We start from the raw sequence: 16,077 nt of genomic DNA on the forward strand, positions 1-16,077 counted from the left end.
ATGTCGCCATCATAATTGTATACAATAAAGTTTCAAATTTCGTGCACACGATAGGCGAGAACGGTGAATACTTGTGCAGGGGCGGATTCCGCCGCGGTTTCTGCGTAATTCTTCTGACCTCCCTGCCCGTGGCACGACAAGCTGAGCGCACATCGACCGTTGGAGGCGAACATGCGCACGGGATACGATCTTGAACTGGTGCACCTGACCAAACGCTACGGCGACACCGTGGCTGTGCGCGACATCAACCATGTCTTTTCGCCGGGCAGCTATGTCTGTCTGCTGGGGCCTTCGGGCTGCGGCAAATCCTCGACGCTCCGCATGATCGCCGGACATGAAAGCGTGAGCGAGGGGTCAATCGTGCTGGATGGGTCCGACGTCTCTGGCCTATCCCCCGCCCAGCGCGGCACCGCGATGATGTTTCAGAACTACGCACTTTTCCCGCATCTTTCGGTACGCGACAACGTGGCGTTTTCGCTGCGTATGAAAGGTGTCGACCGGGAAACCCGCCATAAAAAGGCCAATGATCTGCTGGATCTCGTGCAAATGTCGGCCTTTGGTGATCGACAGCCCGCGCAGCTTTCGGGCGGCCAGCAGCAGCGCGTGGCCCTTGCCCGCGCCCTGATCACCAAGCCCAAGGTGCTGCTTCTGGACGAACCGCTGTCGGCGCTTGACCCGTTCCTGCGCATCCAGATGCGGACCGAACTGAAAAAGCTCCAGCGCGAACTGGGCATCATCTTTATTCACGTTACCCATGGTCAGGACGAGGCGCTCGCCCTCGCCGACGAGGTCGTTGTGATGAACGATGCGGTCATCGAGCAGGCCGGCACTCCGCGCGACGTTTTCAACGCCCCGCGCACCGAATTCGTGGCCCGCTTCATGGGCGGTCACAACGTCATCTCGCTGAACGGCGGCAAGGTCGCGCTGCGGGCCGACGATGTCCGTATCGGCGAAACCGGGCTGTCGGCAACCGTCACGACGGTCGAATACCAGGGCGCGACGGTCTCGCTTCTGGCCCGGACCGAGGCCGGAGAAGAGGTATTTGCGATCCTTCCGGAAGAGTCCTTTTTCAAGGCACCAAAATCCCCGGGCGATGCGGTGACGCTTGCCTGGGACGAGCGGCGGCTGCACCGCCTCCAAGCATGATATTCAATCCAACAAGGGAAGTATGAAAATGTCCAAAATGAGATACAGCCGTCGCACGATCCTGAAAGGCGGCGTCGCGACCGCTGCCGCCACTGCCTTTCCCGCCCCAATGGTCTGGGCACAGGAAATCAAGGACGTCACCTTGCGCCAGTTCGGCACCGGCGTGTCCAACCTGAACGACGTGGCGCAAAAGGTGAAGGAAGACCTTGGTTTCACATTGGAAATGACCGCGCTCGATTCCGACAGCGTGACCCAGCGCGCGGCGACGCAGCCCGACAGTTTCGACATCGCCGACATCGAGTACTGGATCTGCAAGAAGGTCTGGCCGACCGGCAACCTGCAGGCAATGGATGTCAGCAAGATCAAGAATTACGACAAGATCGTCGGCATTTTCAAATCCGGCAAGCTGACGCCCGAAAGCGAGATCGCCCAGGGCACCGCGCCGCACACCGTGGGCTTCATCCCGGAACCGGGCGCCAAGACCTTTGCGGATGAACAGACGAACTGGATGACCCTCATCCCGACGATCTACAACGCCGACACGCTGGGCATCCGCCCCGACCTGATCGGCCGCCCCATCGATACATGGGCTGAACTGCTGAACCCGGAATTCAAGGGCAAGGCCTCGATCCTCGACATTTCGTCGATCGGGATCATGGACATGGCGATGGTCTGTGAAGCCATGGGTGAAATCCAGTATGGCGATAAGGGCAACATGACCCGCGAAGAGATCGACAAGACATTCGCGATCTTCACCGAGGCCAAGCAGAACGGTCAGTTCCGCGCCTTCTGGAAGACCTTTGACGAATCCGTGAACCTGATGGCAAGCGGCGAAGTCGTGATCCAGTCCATGTGGTCGCCCGCGATAACGGCGGTCAAGTCGCGTGGCATTCCCTGCGTCTACCAGCCGCTGAAAGAAGGCTACCGGAGCTGGGGCGGCGGTATCGGTCTGTCCTCGTCGCTTTCAGGGATCGAACTGGACGCGGCCTATGAATACATCAACTGGTATCTCTCGGGCTGGGTCGGCGGCTACCTGATGCGCCAGGGCTATTACTCGGCCGTGCCGGAAACCTCGAAAGATTTCATGAGCGAGAATGAGTGGGGCTACTGGTTCGAAGGCAAGGAAGCCACCGATATCATCACCTCCCCCACCGGCGACAAGCTGGCGGAAGCCGGCGAGACCCGCGACGGCGGTTCCTTCGAGGAACGCATGGGCGCCGTGGCCTGCTGGAATGCGGTGATGGACGAAAACCAGTACATGGTACGCAAGTGGAACGAATTCATCGCGGCGTGATCGTTTTGTAGAAAAAGCGGGGGGCTGTCGGCCCCCCGCACCCCCCGAGAGTATTTCATGCAAGAGGAAAAGGAGGCCCGTCGAATGACGGAAGTCGTGCGCGAAGTGACTTTGCCGGGACCGGTTGACGCCCCGCGCCGCAAGAGCATGGGTGCCGGCCTTATCGGCTGGCTACAGGCCATGCCGCTGGTGCTGGTGCTGGTTTTCTTTTTGCTGGCCCCCATCGTGATGATCGTCATCGTCAGTTTCTGGGGAGCGACGGAATTCTCGATCTACCCGGATTTCCAGCTCGACAATTACGCCTTCCTGTTCGGGTCGGACGTGACCTACCGGGTGTTTTTCGCCACGTTCAAATATGCCGCAATCACATGGGCGCTGACCCTGGCGATCGGTTTCACCGTGGCCTATTTCCTTGCCTTTCACGTGCGCAGCCAGTCGATGCAGATCGCCCTGTTCCTGCTCTGCACGATCCCGTTCTGGACCTCGAATATCATCCGGATGATTTCATGGATTCCGTTTCTCGGGCGTAATGGCATCGCCAACTCGACGTTGATCGAATGGGGGCTGATCGAGCAGCCGCTGGAATGGCTGCTGTATTCAGATTTTTCGGTTATCCTTGCCTTTGTGCATCTCTATACGCTGTTCATGGTGGTGCCGATCTTTAACACGACGATGCGGATCGACCCGGTCTTGCTGGAAGCGGCGCGCGACAACGGGGCGAGCGGGTTCCAGAGCCTCGTGCATGTGATCCTGCCACTGACCAAGCCCGGTATCATGATCGGCACGATTTTCGTGGTGACTCTGGTGATGGGCGATTTCATCACGGTGCGGTTCATGTCCGGTTCGCAACGGGCCAATGTGGGCCGGTTGATTTCCAACGATATCAGCTTGCTGCAGTACCCGTCGGCGGCGGCCACGGCGGTGATCCTGCTGATCACCGTGCTGATGGTGATCGGGATCCTGCTGCGCTTTGTGAATATCCGGAAGGAGCTTTAGGTCATGGAAAAGCGTCAGCTGAGTTTCTGGTTCCTTGCCGCGTTTTTCGTCCTTTTCGTTCTGTTTCTTTACGGGCCGACGATCACCATTGCGATCCTCAGCTTCCAGGGACCTCAGGGCGGACTGACGTTCCCGATGCGCGGGGTTTCGTTCCACTGGTTCCGCGACCTGTTCCAGGAACAGGCGGTGGGCGATATATGGGGGGCGTTCCGGCGCAGTCTTCTGCTTGGGCTGATGGTCATGGTGACGACGGTGGTCGTGTCGGTGATGGCAGGGCTGGCCTTTCGCAAACGTTTTTACGGCTCGGGGCTGCTGTTCTACGTCGCGATCACCTCGCTGGTGATCCCGTCGATCCTGATTTCGCTCGGGATCGGGCTGATCTTCAACCAGCTAGGGTTGCGCGTGCACTGGGCGACGAGCGGTTTCGGGGCCCAGTTGACATGGACCCTGCCCTTTGGGCTTTTGATCATGTTCGCGGTGTTCAACCGGTTCGACAAGAGTTTCGAGGAAGCGGCCCGGGATCAGGGCGCGACCGCCTGGCAGACGATCCGGCACGTGGTGCTGCCGATCATCGCGCCCTCGCTTATCGGGGTGGCACTGTTCGGGTTCACGCTGTCTTATGATGAATTCGCGCGGACGCTGCTGACGTCGGGGAGCTACAATACCCTGCCGCTGGAAGTTTTCGGCATGACCACAAACGTGACCTCACCGGTGATCTATGCGCTGGGGACGCTGACGACGCTGTTTTCCTTTGCCATCATCGGGATCTTTCTGATCAGCGCCTGGGTGATGGGCAAGCGGCGGGCGCGGTTTGGATCGGACGCGGGCAAGGGTGTCTGATGCGACTGGTGTTCATCAACCCCAATTCGACACAGGCCATGACAGATGCGGTCACTGCCGTGGCGCGCCGGGCTCTGCCGGAAGCGGATATCACCGGGCTGACCAATTGCGGCGCGCCGGAGGCCATCGAGGGGGCGGCCGATGGCGTGCTTGCGCTGCCCGGGGTTCTTTCACTTGTCCGGCAAGCGCGAGAGGCCGATGCAATCGTGATCGCCTGTTTCGATGACACGGGGCTGAGCGAGGCGCGCGATGTGTCGGACTGCCCGGTGCTCGGGATCGGACAGGCGAGTTATCTGATGGCGAAGATCATGGGCCGTCGGTTTTCCGTCGTCACTTCGGTGCCGGTGTCGCTGCCGGTGATCCGCGAGAATATCGAGCGATCGGGGTTCTCCGGCGATTGCGTCTCGATCCGCGCCAGCGGGCTGCCGGTGCTTGAGATTGACCGTGGGCGCGAGGAAACCCGCGCGCGCCTGGCCGAGGAAATCCTGCGCGCCCGCGATGAGGACGGTGCCGAGGCGGTGATACTCGGCTGTGCCGGGATGGCCCCTCTGCGCGCGGATCTCGCGGCGCGCACCGGCATGGTGCTGATCGACGGGGTCGCTGCTGCCGCCGTTTTGGCGCAGGCGGCACATCTGGCGGGACGGGTCGCGGGATAGGCTTGCGATCGAGCATTTAAATGGGGGCGCCTGCCCCCGACGCCCGGTTGGGCGTCTCCCCCGGAGTATTTGTCGCAAGAGGAAAAGAGTATCGGGCAGGCTCAGGCCGATTTCGGCAGGGGATGGCGGTGCTTAGACTCCGCCCAGGCCCGCGCGGCAGCGCCGAAGGCCGTGAAGAGCGGGCGCGAGACCGGGTCGTCCGCGGCGTTCCATTCCGGGTGCCATTGCACGGCGAGGGTGAATCCCGGCGCATCCTTGACATAGATCGCTTCGGGCGTGCCGTCGGGCGCATGGCCATCGATCACGATACGGGAACCGGCAGTCTTTATCCCCTGCCCGTGCAGTGTGTTCGTCATCACCTTGGGCGCGCCGAACAGCCGGTGGAAGGGGCCGTTTTCGGTCAGCGTGACCTCGTGCCGGAGGGCAAATTTTTCCTCGAGCGTGCCATCGGGCGGCATGCGGTGATTGCTGCGGCCCGGGAGTTCGCGGATTTCCGGGTAGAGCGTACCACCCATCGCGACGTTCACTTCCTGAAAGCCCCGACAGATGCCGAGAAAGGGCTGGCCGCGTTCAACGCAGGCCCGCACCAGCGGCAGCACGATCGCATCGCGGGCACGGTCGAAAGCGCCGTGCGCCTCGGTAGGCGGCTCGCCGTATTCCTCGGGGTGGACATTGGCACGGCCCCCAGTCAGGACGAAGCCGTCGCAGCTCTCCATCAGGTCCTCGACTGATACGAGGGCCGGGTCGGCAGGGATAAGCAAGGGCAATCCGTTTGCCACCCGTGCCACGGCAGTCGAGTTCATCTGGCCACCCGCGTGGACCGGGTACTGGTCGTTCAGGAGATGGACATTACCGATGATACCGATGACGGGACGGGACATAGCCTTGCCTGCTTGTGAGTTAGCCTTGCCTATGTATAGGGAGAGCACCGCCCTTGCAACAAGGGGGCGGTGCCGGGATCATGCCTCGCCGGTGAGCCCCGCCGCCTCGATGCCTGCCAATCCGGCAGCCGCATCGTTTTCCGAGGTATCTCCGGTTACGCCCAGCGCGCCGACGACGGCCCCTTTGCGGTCGCGCACCAGAAGGCCGCCCGGCACTGGCACCAGCTGACCGCCGAAGAGCCCGTTGACCGCGCCCATGAAATAGGCCTGCTGCTCGGCCCGGTCCCGCTGGGCAGTGCCCGCCATACCAAGCATCACCGAGCCATATGCCTTGCCATGGGCGATGGCGAAGCGGCCCGGCGACGCGCCGTCTTCGCGCTCGAAAGCGATGACATGGCCGCCCGCATCGAGAACCACCGCAGAGAGCGGTTTCATGTCATTGGCCTTTCCATGCTCGAGAGCTTTGCGGATCATGGTACGCGCCTTGCGCAGCGAGATGGTCATATCTTGTTCCTTCGGAAATTCTGTCAGCGGGTTCAGGCAGACGCCTTGAGCTCAAGGCGTCGCGCATGCAGAACCGGTTCGGTATAACCCGAGGGCTGGATGCGGCCCTTGAAAACCAGATCGCAGGCGGCCTGAAAGGCAATGCCGTCGAAATCGGGCGCCATCGGCTGATAAGCGGGATCGTCCGCGTTCTGACGGTCCACGACGACCGCCATTTTCTGCATTGCCTCCATCACGCGGGTCTTTTCGACCACGCCGTGATGCAGCCAGTTCGCCAGTGCCTGGCTGGAGATGCGGCAGGTGGCGCGGTCTTCCATCAGGCCCACATCATGGATGTCGGGCACCTTGGAGCAGCCGATGCCTTGATCGACCCAGCGCACAACGTAACCGAGGATGCCTTGCGCATTGTTCTCGATCTCCTCGCTGATCTGCTCGTCCGAAAGATTGCGCCCATGCATGACCGGAATGGTTAGCAGATCGGAAAGGCTGCCGCGTGCGCCACCTGCGCGCAGCTCATCCTGACGCGCCATCACATCGACCTTGTGGTAATGGGTGGCATGCAGGGTCGCCGCCGTTGGCGATGGCACCCATGCGCAGGTGGCACCGGATTTCGGGTGGCCGATTTTGGCATCCAGCATCTCGGCCATGCGGTCGGGCATCGCCCACATCCCCTTGCCGATCTGGGCCTTGCCCTGCAAACCGCAGGCGAGACCGATATCGACGTTGCGGTCCTCGTAAGAGGCGATCCATGGGGTGGATTTCATCTCGCCCTTGGGCAGCATCGGCCCGGCCTCCATGGAGGTATGAATCTCGTCCCCGGTACGGTCGAGGAAGCCGGTGTTGATAAAAGCCACCCGCTGGCGCGCAGCGCGGATACATTCCTTGAGATTGACCGAGGTACGGCGTTCCTCATCCATGATGCCGATCTTGACCGTATTGCGCGGCAGGCCAAGGATGTCTTCCACCAGATCAAAAATCTCGACGGAGAAGGCGACCTCTTCCGGCCCGTGCATCTTGGGTTTGACGACATAGACCGACCCCTTGGTGGAATTGCCACCGTCGCGCCCGAGATCATGCATAGCGATCATCACGGTGCAGAGCGCATCCATCAGACCTTCGCCAATTTCACGCCCTTCGCTGTCGATCACCGCCGGGTTGGTCATCAGGTGGCCGACATTGCGCACCAGCATCAGGGAGCGCCCCTTGAGGGTCAGGCTGTCACCGGTCGGGGAGGTGAAGCTCTTGTCGCTGGCCAGCTTGCGGGTGACCGTCTTGCCGCCCTTGTCAAAGCTTTCCTCAAGATCGCCTTTCATCAGGCCGAGCCAGTTGGCATAGGCCAGAACCTTGTCCTCGGCATCGACGCAGGCCACGGAATCCTCGCAGTCCATGATCGTCGAGACGGCAGATTCCAAGGAAATATCAGAGATATGCGCCTTGTCGGTCTTGCTGATCGGATGGTCGGCATCGATTTCGATGACGACATGCAGGCCGTTGTTGCTGAGCAGGACAGAGGTCGGCACATTAGCGTCGCCCGTATAGCCCGCGAATTGGCCGGTATCCTTCAGCGCCTGCGTCTTGTCGCCGGATGCGACCTGCAACTGACCGTCAACCACCGAGAGAGCGGTTATATCGGACCATGACCCATCGGCCAGCGGCACCGCATCGTCAAGAAAGCTCCGCCCCCAGGCGATGACCCTCTCGCCGCGCTCGGCATCGTATCCGCCGGCCTTGGGCAGATCGCCCAGCGCATCGGTGCCGTAGAGCGCGTCATAGAGCGACCCCCAGCGTGCATTCGCCGCGTTCAGCGCGAAACGTGCGTTAGTGATCGGCACCACCAACTGCGGTCCGGGGGTCGTGGCGATTTCCGGATCGGTATTCGTCGTTTCGATGGTGAAATCCTCGCCCTCTGGCAGCAGGTAGCCAATATCTCGCAGGAATGCCTCGTAAGCCTCGGCGTCATGTGGCGCGCCCTGATGTTCGACATGCCAGGCGTCGATCTTTTGCTGGATCACCTCGCGGGTTTGAAGCAGCTCGCGGTTTTTCGGTCCAAGCTCTGCCACCATGCGGGCCAGCCCGGTCCAGAACTGCTCGGCGGAAATGCCGGTTCCCGGCAGCGCCTTGGCTTCGATGAAGTCGACCAGTTCAGCCGCGACATTCAATCCCTGTCGGTTTTCACGTTGGGTCATATTCGTTGAATTCCTTCTGGCGTTTTACGGGGCGGCGGGGCCGTGATGTCGCCAATTAACGCGATAAGTTTCCTATAGGCAACAAGCTCGACCTTTGTCTGGCCAAGCAGCAGTTACAAACGGAACAAGAAAAACCCGGCGTCAGCGTGTAGGCTGAGCCGGGTTTTCCATGATTTCGGTATGTCAGATATCAGTCGTTTGCGGGTGCGGTTGTCGCATCGCCAGCCGGTGCGGTCTGCTCGACCGGTGCCGTCACCTGAGGATTGGTATCAGTGCCGACATCGTCACCGGGTTCCTCATCCCCGTAAAACACTAGCCAACCCACGGTCAGTACGGCCACAAAGACAAAACATAGCATGATGCCCCAAAGTGGGCCCCGGTGGTTGCGGGCTTGCTTTTCGACGTTCGTATTGGGAGCGGTCATGATTGCCTCCTGTCACTTACTCTGTCGCCGGGCAGATCAGCTGCGCCAGCACGGCAGGGCGCGTGCTTGCAGCACCTGCGTTACAGGAATAACTAACGGGACAGGAAACAGTTCCACTGATAACCCCACAGGGAGTTGGATATGAAAGACGCCGCGCCGACCACAGTGTATCTCGAGGATTACAAGCCTTTTGGCTACGTGGTCGACTCCGTGCATCTCACCTTTGACCTGGCGCCCAATGCCACCCGCGTCAAAAGCCGGATCGAATTTTCGCCCAACCCCGAGGCTGCCGACCGCCAGTTCTGGCTGGATGGCGAAAAGCTGAAGCTGATCAGTGCCAAGATCGACGGCAAAGACATCAGCCCGGTTTGCACCGCAGAGGGGCTAAGATGCGACGCGCCGGATGCGCCTTTTATCTGGGAGGCCGAGGTCGAAATCGACCCCGAAGGCAATACCGCGCTGGAAGGGCTTTACATGTCCAACGGCATGTATTGCACCCAGTGCGAGGCACAGGGATTTCGCAAGATTACCTATTACCCAGACCGCCCCGACGTGATGAGCGTCTTCACCGTGCGCATCAACGGCGACCTGCCCGTGCTACTTTCGAACGGCAATCCCGGCAAATCCGGCGACGGCTGGGCCGAATGGCATGATCCCTGGCCCAAGCCCGCCTACCTCTTCGCGCTGGTCGCGGGCGATCTGGTGGCCCATTCCGACAGCTTCACCACCATCGGCGGGCGCGACGTCGCGCTGAACCTCTACGTGCGTCCCGGGGACGAGGGAAAATGCGCCTTTGGTATGGAGGCTCTGAAGAAGTCGATGAAATGGGACGAGGATGTCTATGGCCGTGAATACGACCTCGATATATTCAACATCGTCGCCGTGGACGACTTCAACATGGGCGCGATGGAGAACAAGGGGCTGAACATCTTCAACTCTTCTGCCGTTCTTGCCAGCCCGGAAACCTCGACCGACATGAATTGTGAGCGGATCGAGGCAATCATCGCGCATGAGTATTTCCACAACTGGACCGGCAACCGCATCACCTGCCGCGACTGGTTCCAGCTTTGTCTCAAAGAAGGTCTGACGGTCTATCGCGACAGCCAGTTTACTTCGGACATGCGCTCGGCCCCGGTCAAACGGATCAGCGATACGATCGACCTGCGTGCGCGCCAGTTCCCCGAAGATAACGGCCCCCTCGCCCACCCGGTCCGGCCGGAGAGTTTTCAAGAAATCAACAACTTCTACACCGCGACCGTCTATGAGAAAGGCGCCGAGGTGATCGGCATGCTGAAACGGCTGGTGGGGGACGCCGCCTATGCCGAGGCGCTGGATCTCTACTTTGCGCGCCATGATGGACAGGCCTGCACCATCGAGGACTGGCTCAAGGTGTTCGAGGATGTGACAGGTCGCGATCTGACCCAGTTCAAGCGCTGGTATTCACAGGCAGGCACGCCGCGCGTCAAGGTGACCGAGCACTGGGAGAACGGTACATACCGACTGACCTTCACGCAATCGACCCCGGCCAGCGTGGCCAGCCCTGCACCGCAACCGCAGGTCATCCCGATTGCCGTTGGCCTGATCGGGCCGAATGGCGACGAGGTCGTGGAAACCACGCTTTTGGAGCTGACCGAGGAAACGCAGGCTTTTGAATTCAACGGCCTTGCTGCGAAACCGGTGCCCTCGATACTGCGCGGTTTTTCCTCGCCGGTGATCCTTGACCGCGAAACCACCACCGCTGAGCGCGCCTTTCTGCTGGCCCATGACACCGATCCGTTCAACCGTTGGGAAGCGGGCCGTACACTGGCGCTCGAGACGTTGAACGACATGACGCTTGGCGGGGCCGCGCCAAATGCGGCATATCTTGACGGGATCGTCGCCGTGACGCGGGACAGCAGCCTTGACCCGGCCTATCGCGCGCTGATGCTGGGCCTGCCCAGCCAGTCCGAGCTTGCCGCCGCGCAGGCCGAATCCGGCCGTACGCCCGACCCGATGGCGATCTGGAACGCCTGCGAAACACTGCGTCAGACTCTGGCAGAAAAGCTGCAGGACGATCTGCCGAGCCTGATGGAAGATATGCGCGTGGACGCCCCCTATCGCCCTGATGCCGAGCAATCCGGCAAGCGGTCGCTCGGCGGCGCGCTGCTTTCGCTGCTGACCCGGCTTGACGGGGGCAAGGAAGCCGCGCGTCAATATGCCGAAGCGGACAACATGACGCTGCAGCTTTCCGCCCTCTCCTGCCTCGTGCGGGCGGGCAAGGGAGAGGATGCGCTGCGCCAATTCTACGAACAATGGCAGGACGACCGTTTGGTGATCGACAAATGGTTCATGCTGCAGGTGCTGAACGCCGCGCCGGACCGCGCGGTCGGTGCTGCCAAGGCTTTGACACAGCACAAGGATTTCAACTGGAAGAATCCGAACCGGTTCCGGGCGACGCTGGGCGCGCTGACCGGCAACCATGCGGGCTTCCACGCCGCCGATGGCGCGGGCTATGCGCTGCTGGCGGACTGGCTGATCAAGCTTGACCCGGTCAACCCGCAGACCACGGCGCGCATGTGCACCGCGTTCCAGACATGGAAACGCTATGACGCAGAGCGGCAGGCGCAGATGCGCGCCGCGCTTGAACGTATTGCCGGCCAGCCCGACCTGTCGCGCGACACGACCGAGATGGTCTCGCGCATTCTGGGGGCCTGAGCCATGCGTCCAGTCTGTCTCATCACCGGGGCCAGCGGCGGGATCGGTGCCGCCAGCGCGCGGCTGGCCGCCGCGCGCGGCTATGATCTGGCGCTCAGCTACAATGGCAACAAGGCCACCGCCGAAGCGGTGGCTGCCGATGCCCGCAAGGCCGGATCGCGGGCCGAGATCTACCGGGCCGATGTGGCGAAACCCGAGGATATCGAGGCGCTTTTCACCGCAGTCGACCGCGATTTCGGCCGCATCGACGCGCTGGTGAACAATGCGGGCGTGGTCGATATGGCTGCCCGCGTAACGGACTTTACCCATGACCGTCTGCGCCGCATGTTCGACATCAACGTGATCGGCGCGATGCTGGCCGCGAAAGAGGCAGTGCTGCGTATGCAGGCGCAGGGGTCCGGCGGGTCCATCGTCAATATCTCCTCTGTTGCGGCACGGCTTGGGTCGGCCAATGAATTCGTCGATTACGCTGCTTCCAAGGCTGCCATCGACACCTTTACCAAGGGGCTGGCGAACGAGGTCGCGACCGGCGGCATCCGCGTCAACAGCCTGCGCCCCGGTCTGATCGAAACCGACATCCACGCCAAGGGCGGCGAACCCGACCGGGCCGAACGGCTGGCCGTGAATGTTCCGATGAAACGGGTCGGCACGGCGGAAGAGGTTGCCGACGCCGTGCTTTACCTGCTTTCCGATCAGGCCAGCTATGTGACCGGCGCCTTTCTGGACGTCTCTGGCGGTCGGTGAACGCGTCCTATCGCTTTACCCGCCACGGACGGTCGCGCAGGGCTCTTTTGGCGCTGGCCGCTGTCTATGGCGTGCTTGGCTTGCTGCTCATCGTCTTTGACGCCGCGCCTTGGCTGATCGGTGGTATCGCGCTGTTCACCCCGCCCGCGCTCTGGGATCTCTGGCGCAACCCCGCCGCCGGGATCATCCTGAGCGATGAAAATCTCGAATGGTTCTCCGGCAGGCTGGAGGGAAATGTCGACCTCGCCGAGATCGACCGAATCCGCATGGACACCCGTTGGGACCTATCGGTGCGCGTCACAATTCTGACACGAGATGGCAAATCACTACGGCTCCCGCAGGAGGCGTTGCCGCCCCATCGGCGGATGGCCGCCGAATTGACCCTGCGAAACGTGCAGATCGAACGGCATCATTTTACCGTATTTTGACATCGAATTTTAGTTAACCCCTTTCTTTTCATAGCGTTAACCAACTTTTGGCCTGCCATGCAAAAGGCCCAAAGGAACGCTGCAAACATCTTAGCTCTGCCATTTTTGCGCCTGAAATCACCTGCATAAACCGGGCCAAGTATCGTGTTACCTCGTGTTCGGATTACCCATGTTCAAGCTGTTACTGCCCTGGCTGGATCGCCTCTTTATCTCTGTCACCACGGCGTTCGAGTCGCTGTGGCTGACCTTCCGCTCCAAGCGATCCACGAACATGGCAGAGGATGAACCGGCTCCGATCTATGCCCTGCCCTCGCCCCGTTACGAAGAACATCTGACGATTCCGGTTCGCGACAAGGCGCCGGATGACACCGCGTGGCGGGCGGCACAGGAGCGTGGTCAGTTCCTTGCCCGGCAGGAACGCTGGGAAGATCTGGCGCGCGAAATGCGTCAGGCAGATGAAAAACGCGAATGCACGCCCGGCGGTGTCCCGATTGCCGAGCTTCTCGCCTTTGGTGCGCGCAGCGACGTGGTGTTGGCTGCCGAACATGCGCTGCGCGAGGAACGCGCCCCGCGCGACGGCGCCCTGATCGAAGGCATCAAAGGCCTCGAGATCGCCCGCCGCGAGTTGGGCAACGACCCGCATATGTCCGCGCTGGTGGCGCAGGCGCATCTGGACATTGGCTGGGCATGGCGCGGCGAAACCGGTCAGGACGAGATCGCGCCGCTGAACCGGAAACGCTGCCTTGCGCATTTCGAACGCGCAACAAAGCTGATGGCCCCGTTCAACGGGCTTGAACTGGACAGCCCCATGGTTGCCGCGACGCAATGTGCCCTGCTGGTCGGTCAGGCCGATGCGGGCGCTCGGGTCAGCGACGATTACGAAGACCTGATCGATCTCGACCCGAACAACCACCGCCACATGCGCGCCCTTGGCTGCCACCTGCTGCCGCGCTGGTTCGGCACCTATGACGAGCTTGAGCTTCAGGCGCGCCGCACCGCTGCCCGGACGCAGGATATCTGGGGGGCCGGCGGTTACACTTGGGTCTATTTCGATGCGATGGCGCTGGACGAGGTCGCCTGCGAGCAGGTCGATCTGGATTTCTTCATCGACGGGCTGCACGATATCATCGCGACCCATCCCGAGCAGGAAATGATCAATCTTCTGGCCGCCTTCTGCGCCGTGGCCATCCGGCAGGGTGAAGGCATCAGTGCCCTTGCCGACCAGAACCGCGCCGAAATTGCCGATTGCGCCAATTGGCTGATCCGCGACCACCTCACCGAAGTCCACCCGATGGTCTGGGCCCATGCGCTGACCGGGTTTGACAACAACCTGCGCGTCACCTCGGTCAACAGGTTTGCCGCGCGGGGCAAGCGGTTTGCGCTTCAAGCGATCGGCGAGCTTTTCTGCGAGGAAATAGGGCGCGGCGCGCATATCACCTTTACCCCGCAGGGCCCACGTTATGACGCGACCTGACGCCCCCTTGCTCTGACCCCGTGGCTGGCCTAGAACCCCTGCCAAGCAAGCGGACAAGAGGCCATTCAGATGCTGGACCTGACATACGAGACCCCCAAGCCCAAGGTGATCGCCGGGGCCAAGCACGACTGGGAACTGGTGATCGGCATGGAAGTCCATGCGCAGGTATCCTCCAAGGCGAAACTTTTCTCGGCCGCCTCGACCCAGTTTGGCGCCGAACCGAATTCGAACGTGGCCTTTGTCGACGCGGCGATGCCGGGCATGCTGCCGGTCATCAACGAATTCTGCGTCGAGCAGGCGGTGCGCACGGGTCTTGGCCTGAAAGCCGAGATCAACCTTGTAAGCGCCTTTGACCGCAAGAACTATTTCTACCCCGACCTGCCGCAGGGCTACCAGATTTCACAGCTTTACCATCCTATCGTCGGTGAAGGTGAAGTTCTGGTTGATATGGGGAACGGTATCGCCCGTCTTGTGCGGATCGAACGGATCCACCTTGAGCAGGATGCCGGGAAATCGATCCACGACATGGATCCGAACATGTCCTTTGTCGACCTGAACCGCACCGGTGTCGCGCTGATGGAGATCGTTTCGCGCCCCGATATCCGTGGCCCCGAAGAGGCAGCCGCCTACATCACCAAGCTGCGTCAGATTCTGCGCTACCTCGGCACCTGCGATGGCAACATGCAGAACGGCAACCTGCGGGCTGACGTGAACGTGTCGATCTGCCGCCCGGGCCAGTACGAGAAGTATCAGGAAACGCAGGACTTTTCACATCTCGGCACGCGCTGCGAGATCAAGAACATGAACTCCATGCGGTTCATTCAGGCGGCCATCGAATACGAGGCGCGCCGTCAGATCGCTATTGTCGAGGCCGGCGGCTCGGTCGATCAGGAAACCCGGCTCTACGACCCGGACAAGAACGAAACGCGGTCGATGCGTTCCAAGGAAGAAGCGCATGACTACCGCTATTTCCCCGACCCCGACCTGCTGCCGCTGGAAATCGAACAGGCTTGGGTGGACGATATCGCCAACACCCTGCCCGAGCTGCCCGACCAGAAAAAAGCACGATTCATCAATGACTTCGGCCTGGCCGACTATGACGCCAGCGTGCTGACCGCCGATCTGGAATCGGCTGGTTATTTCGAAAAGGTCGCGCAGGGCGGCGACGGCAAGCTGGCCGCGAACTGGGTTATCAATGAGCTCTTCGGTCGCCTCAAGAAGGACGGGCATGACATCACGACAAGCCCCATCGCGCCCGAGCGTCTGGCCAAGATCGTCGCGCTGATCTCCAAGGGCGATATCAGCGGCAAGATCGCCAAGGATGTGTTTGATATCGCTTACACTTCTGACCGCGATCCGGAAGAGATCGTCGAGACCGAAGGCCTGAAACAGGTGACCGATACCGGCGCTATCGAAGCCGCCGTGGACGAGGTGATCGCCGCCAATCCGGCGCAGGTCGAAAAGGCCAAGGCCAACCCGAAACTGGCGGGCTGGTTCGTCGGTCAGGTGATGAAAGCCACCGGCGGCAAGGCCAACCCCAAGGCCGTCAACGATCTGGTTTCGGCCAAGCTGGGGCTGTGATTTTCGGGGGGTGACATCTGTGCACCCCCTGTACACCCCCCGTGCATCAGCCGTCTGACATTCTCCGGACTCCTGACACTCCCCCCTCTCATGTTGTTAGGGGATGGAAAAGGTGTGTGAACGGGATGTTGCCCGGGCGACCGCTGCGCATTAGCGTCAGGGGTGGGACAGATGGGGCGGCGGGATGAGTCATGCAAAGGATATTGCGCAGCATTGCACGGCCATCGGC

General features: G+C 61.3%; 14 protein-coding genes. 10 read left to right on the forward strand and 4 right to left on the reverse strand.

Going from position 1 to position 16,077, the window contains the following annotated elements; translation table 11 throughout:
• Positions 1–171 precede the first annotated feature (171 nt).
• The 5 genes from MF268_RS02165 to MF268_RS02185 all read left to right on the forward strand — a co-directional run bounded on the left by MF268_RS02165 (position 172) and on the right by MF268_RS02185 (position 4,932).
• Positions 172–1,146, forward strand: a complete 975-nt coding sequence (locus MF268_RS02165) for an ABC transporter ATP-binding protein (protein ID WP_238369263.1) — start codon at positions 172–174, stop codon at positions 1,144–1,146.
• Between the two features lie 28 nt (positions 1,147–1,174).
• The gene (locus MF268_RS02170) at positions 1,175–2,440 is read left to right on the forward strand and encodes an ABC transporter substrate-binding protein (protein ID WP_238369264.1); all 1,266 of its coding nucleotides are present in this window, start codon (positions 1,175–1,177) and stop codon (positions 2,438–2,440) included.
• Between the two features lie 147 nt (positions 2,441–2,587).
• Positions 2,588–3,436: an ABC transporter permease gene (locus MF268_RS02175; RefSeq protein ID WP_238369539.1), complete on the forward strand. Its 849-nt coding sequence runs from the start codon at positions 2,588–2,590 to the stop codon at positions 3,434–3,436.
• A gap of 3 nt (positions 3,437–3,439) precedes the next feature.
• Entirely contained in the window at positions 3,440–4,276 is an 837-nt protein-coding gene (locus tag MF268_RS02180) for an ABC transporter permease (protein WP_238369265.1), read from the forward strand.
• The gene (locus tag MF268_RS02185; RefSeq protein ID WP_238369266.1) at positions 4,276–4,932 is read left to right on the forward strand and encodes an aspartate/glutamate racemase family protein; all 657 of its coding nucleotides are present in this window, start codon (positions 4,276–4,278) and stop codon (positions 4,930–4,932) included. Before MF268_RS02180 ends, MF268_RS02185 begins: the two co-directional genes overlap by 1 nt.
• Before the next feature lie 101 nt (positions 4,933–5,033).
• Here the strand turns inward: MF268_RS02185 and MF268_RS02190 are convergent, their stop codons facing one another.
• From MF268_RS02190 to MF268_RS02205, 4 genes are all read right to left on the reverse strand, one after another.
• Positions 5,034–5,813, reverse strand: a complete 780-nt coding sequence (locus tag MF268_RS02190) for a gamma-glutamyl-gamma-aminobutyrate hydrolase family protein (protein WP_238369267.1) — start codon at positions 5,811–5,813, stop codon at positions 5,034–5,036.
• A gap of 78 nt (positions 5,814–5,891) precedes the next feature.
• Entirely contained in the window at positions 5,892–6,317 is a 426-nt protein-coding gene (locus MF268_RS02195) for a GlcG/HbpS family heme-binding protein (RefSeq protein WP_238369268.1), read from the reverse strand.
• A gap of 32 nt (positions 6,318–6,349) precedes the next feature.
• Entirely contained in the window at positions 6,350–8,503 is a 2,154-nt protein-coding gene (locus MF268_RS02200) for a malate synthase G (protein WP_238369269.1), read from the reverse strand.
• Positions 8,504–8,693: 190 nt separating this feature from the next.
• The gene (locus MF268_RS02205; protein WP_238369270.1) at positions 8,694–8,927 is read right to left on the reverse strand and encodes a hypothetical protein; all 234 of its coding nucleotides are present in this window, start codon (positions 8,925–8,927) and stop codon (positions 8,694–8,696) included.
• Between the two features lie 141 nt (positions 8,928–9,068).
• Here MF268_RS02205 and pepN point away from each other — a divergent pair, with 141 nt between their 5' ends.
• From pepN to gatB, 5 genes are all read left to right on the forward strand, one after another.
• On the forward strand, positions 9,069–11,621 hold the full coding sequence (pepN, locus tag MF268_RS02210; protein ID WP_238369271.1) for an aminopeptidase N: 2,553 nt from the start codon (positions 9,069–9,071) through the stop codon (positions 11,619–11,621).
• A 3-nt stretch (positions 11,622–11,624) separates the two neighbouring features.
• Complete coding sequence (locus tag MF268_RS02215; RefSeq protein WP_238369272.1) at positions 11,625–12,365, forward strand: SDR family oxidoreductase; 741 nt, start codon at positions 11,625–11,627, stop codon at positions 12,363–12,365.
• On the forward strand, positions 12,362–12,793 hold the full coding sequence (locus MF268_RS02220; protein ID WP_238369273.1) for a hypothetical protein: 432 nt from the start codon (positions 12,362–12,364) through the stop codon (positions 12,791–12,793). The genes MF268_RS02215 and MF268_RS02220 overlap by 4 nt, the downstream gene beginning before the upstream one ends.
• A gap of 169 nt (positions 12,794–12,962) precedes the next feature.
• Positions 12,963–14,267: a hypothetical protein gene (locus tag MF268_RS02225; RefSeq protein ID WP_238369274.1), complete on the forward strand. Its 1,305-nt coding sequence runs from the start codon at positions 12,963–12,965 to the stop codon at positions 14,265–14,267.
• Between the two features lie 69 nt (positions 14,268–14,336).
• Positions 14,337–15,848 carry an Asp-tRNA(Asn)/Glu-tRNA(Gln) amidotransferase subunit GatB gene (gene gatB / locus MF268_RS02230; protein WP_238369275.1) on the forward strand — a complete coding sequence of 504 codons (1,512 nt, stop codon included), beginning with the start codon at positions 14,337–14,339 and terminating at the stop codon, positions 15,846–15,848.
• Positions 15,849–16,077: the final 229 nt, after the last annotated feature.

The organism is Heliomarina baculiformis (genome assembly GCF_019966545.1).
Taxonomy (GTDB): domain Bacteria; phylum Pseudomonadota; class Alphaproteobacteria; order Rhodobacterales; family Rhodobacteraceae; genus Heliomarina; species Heliomarina baculiformis.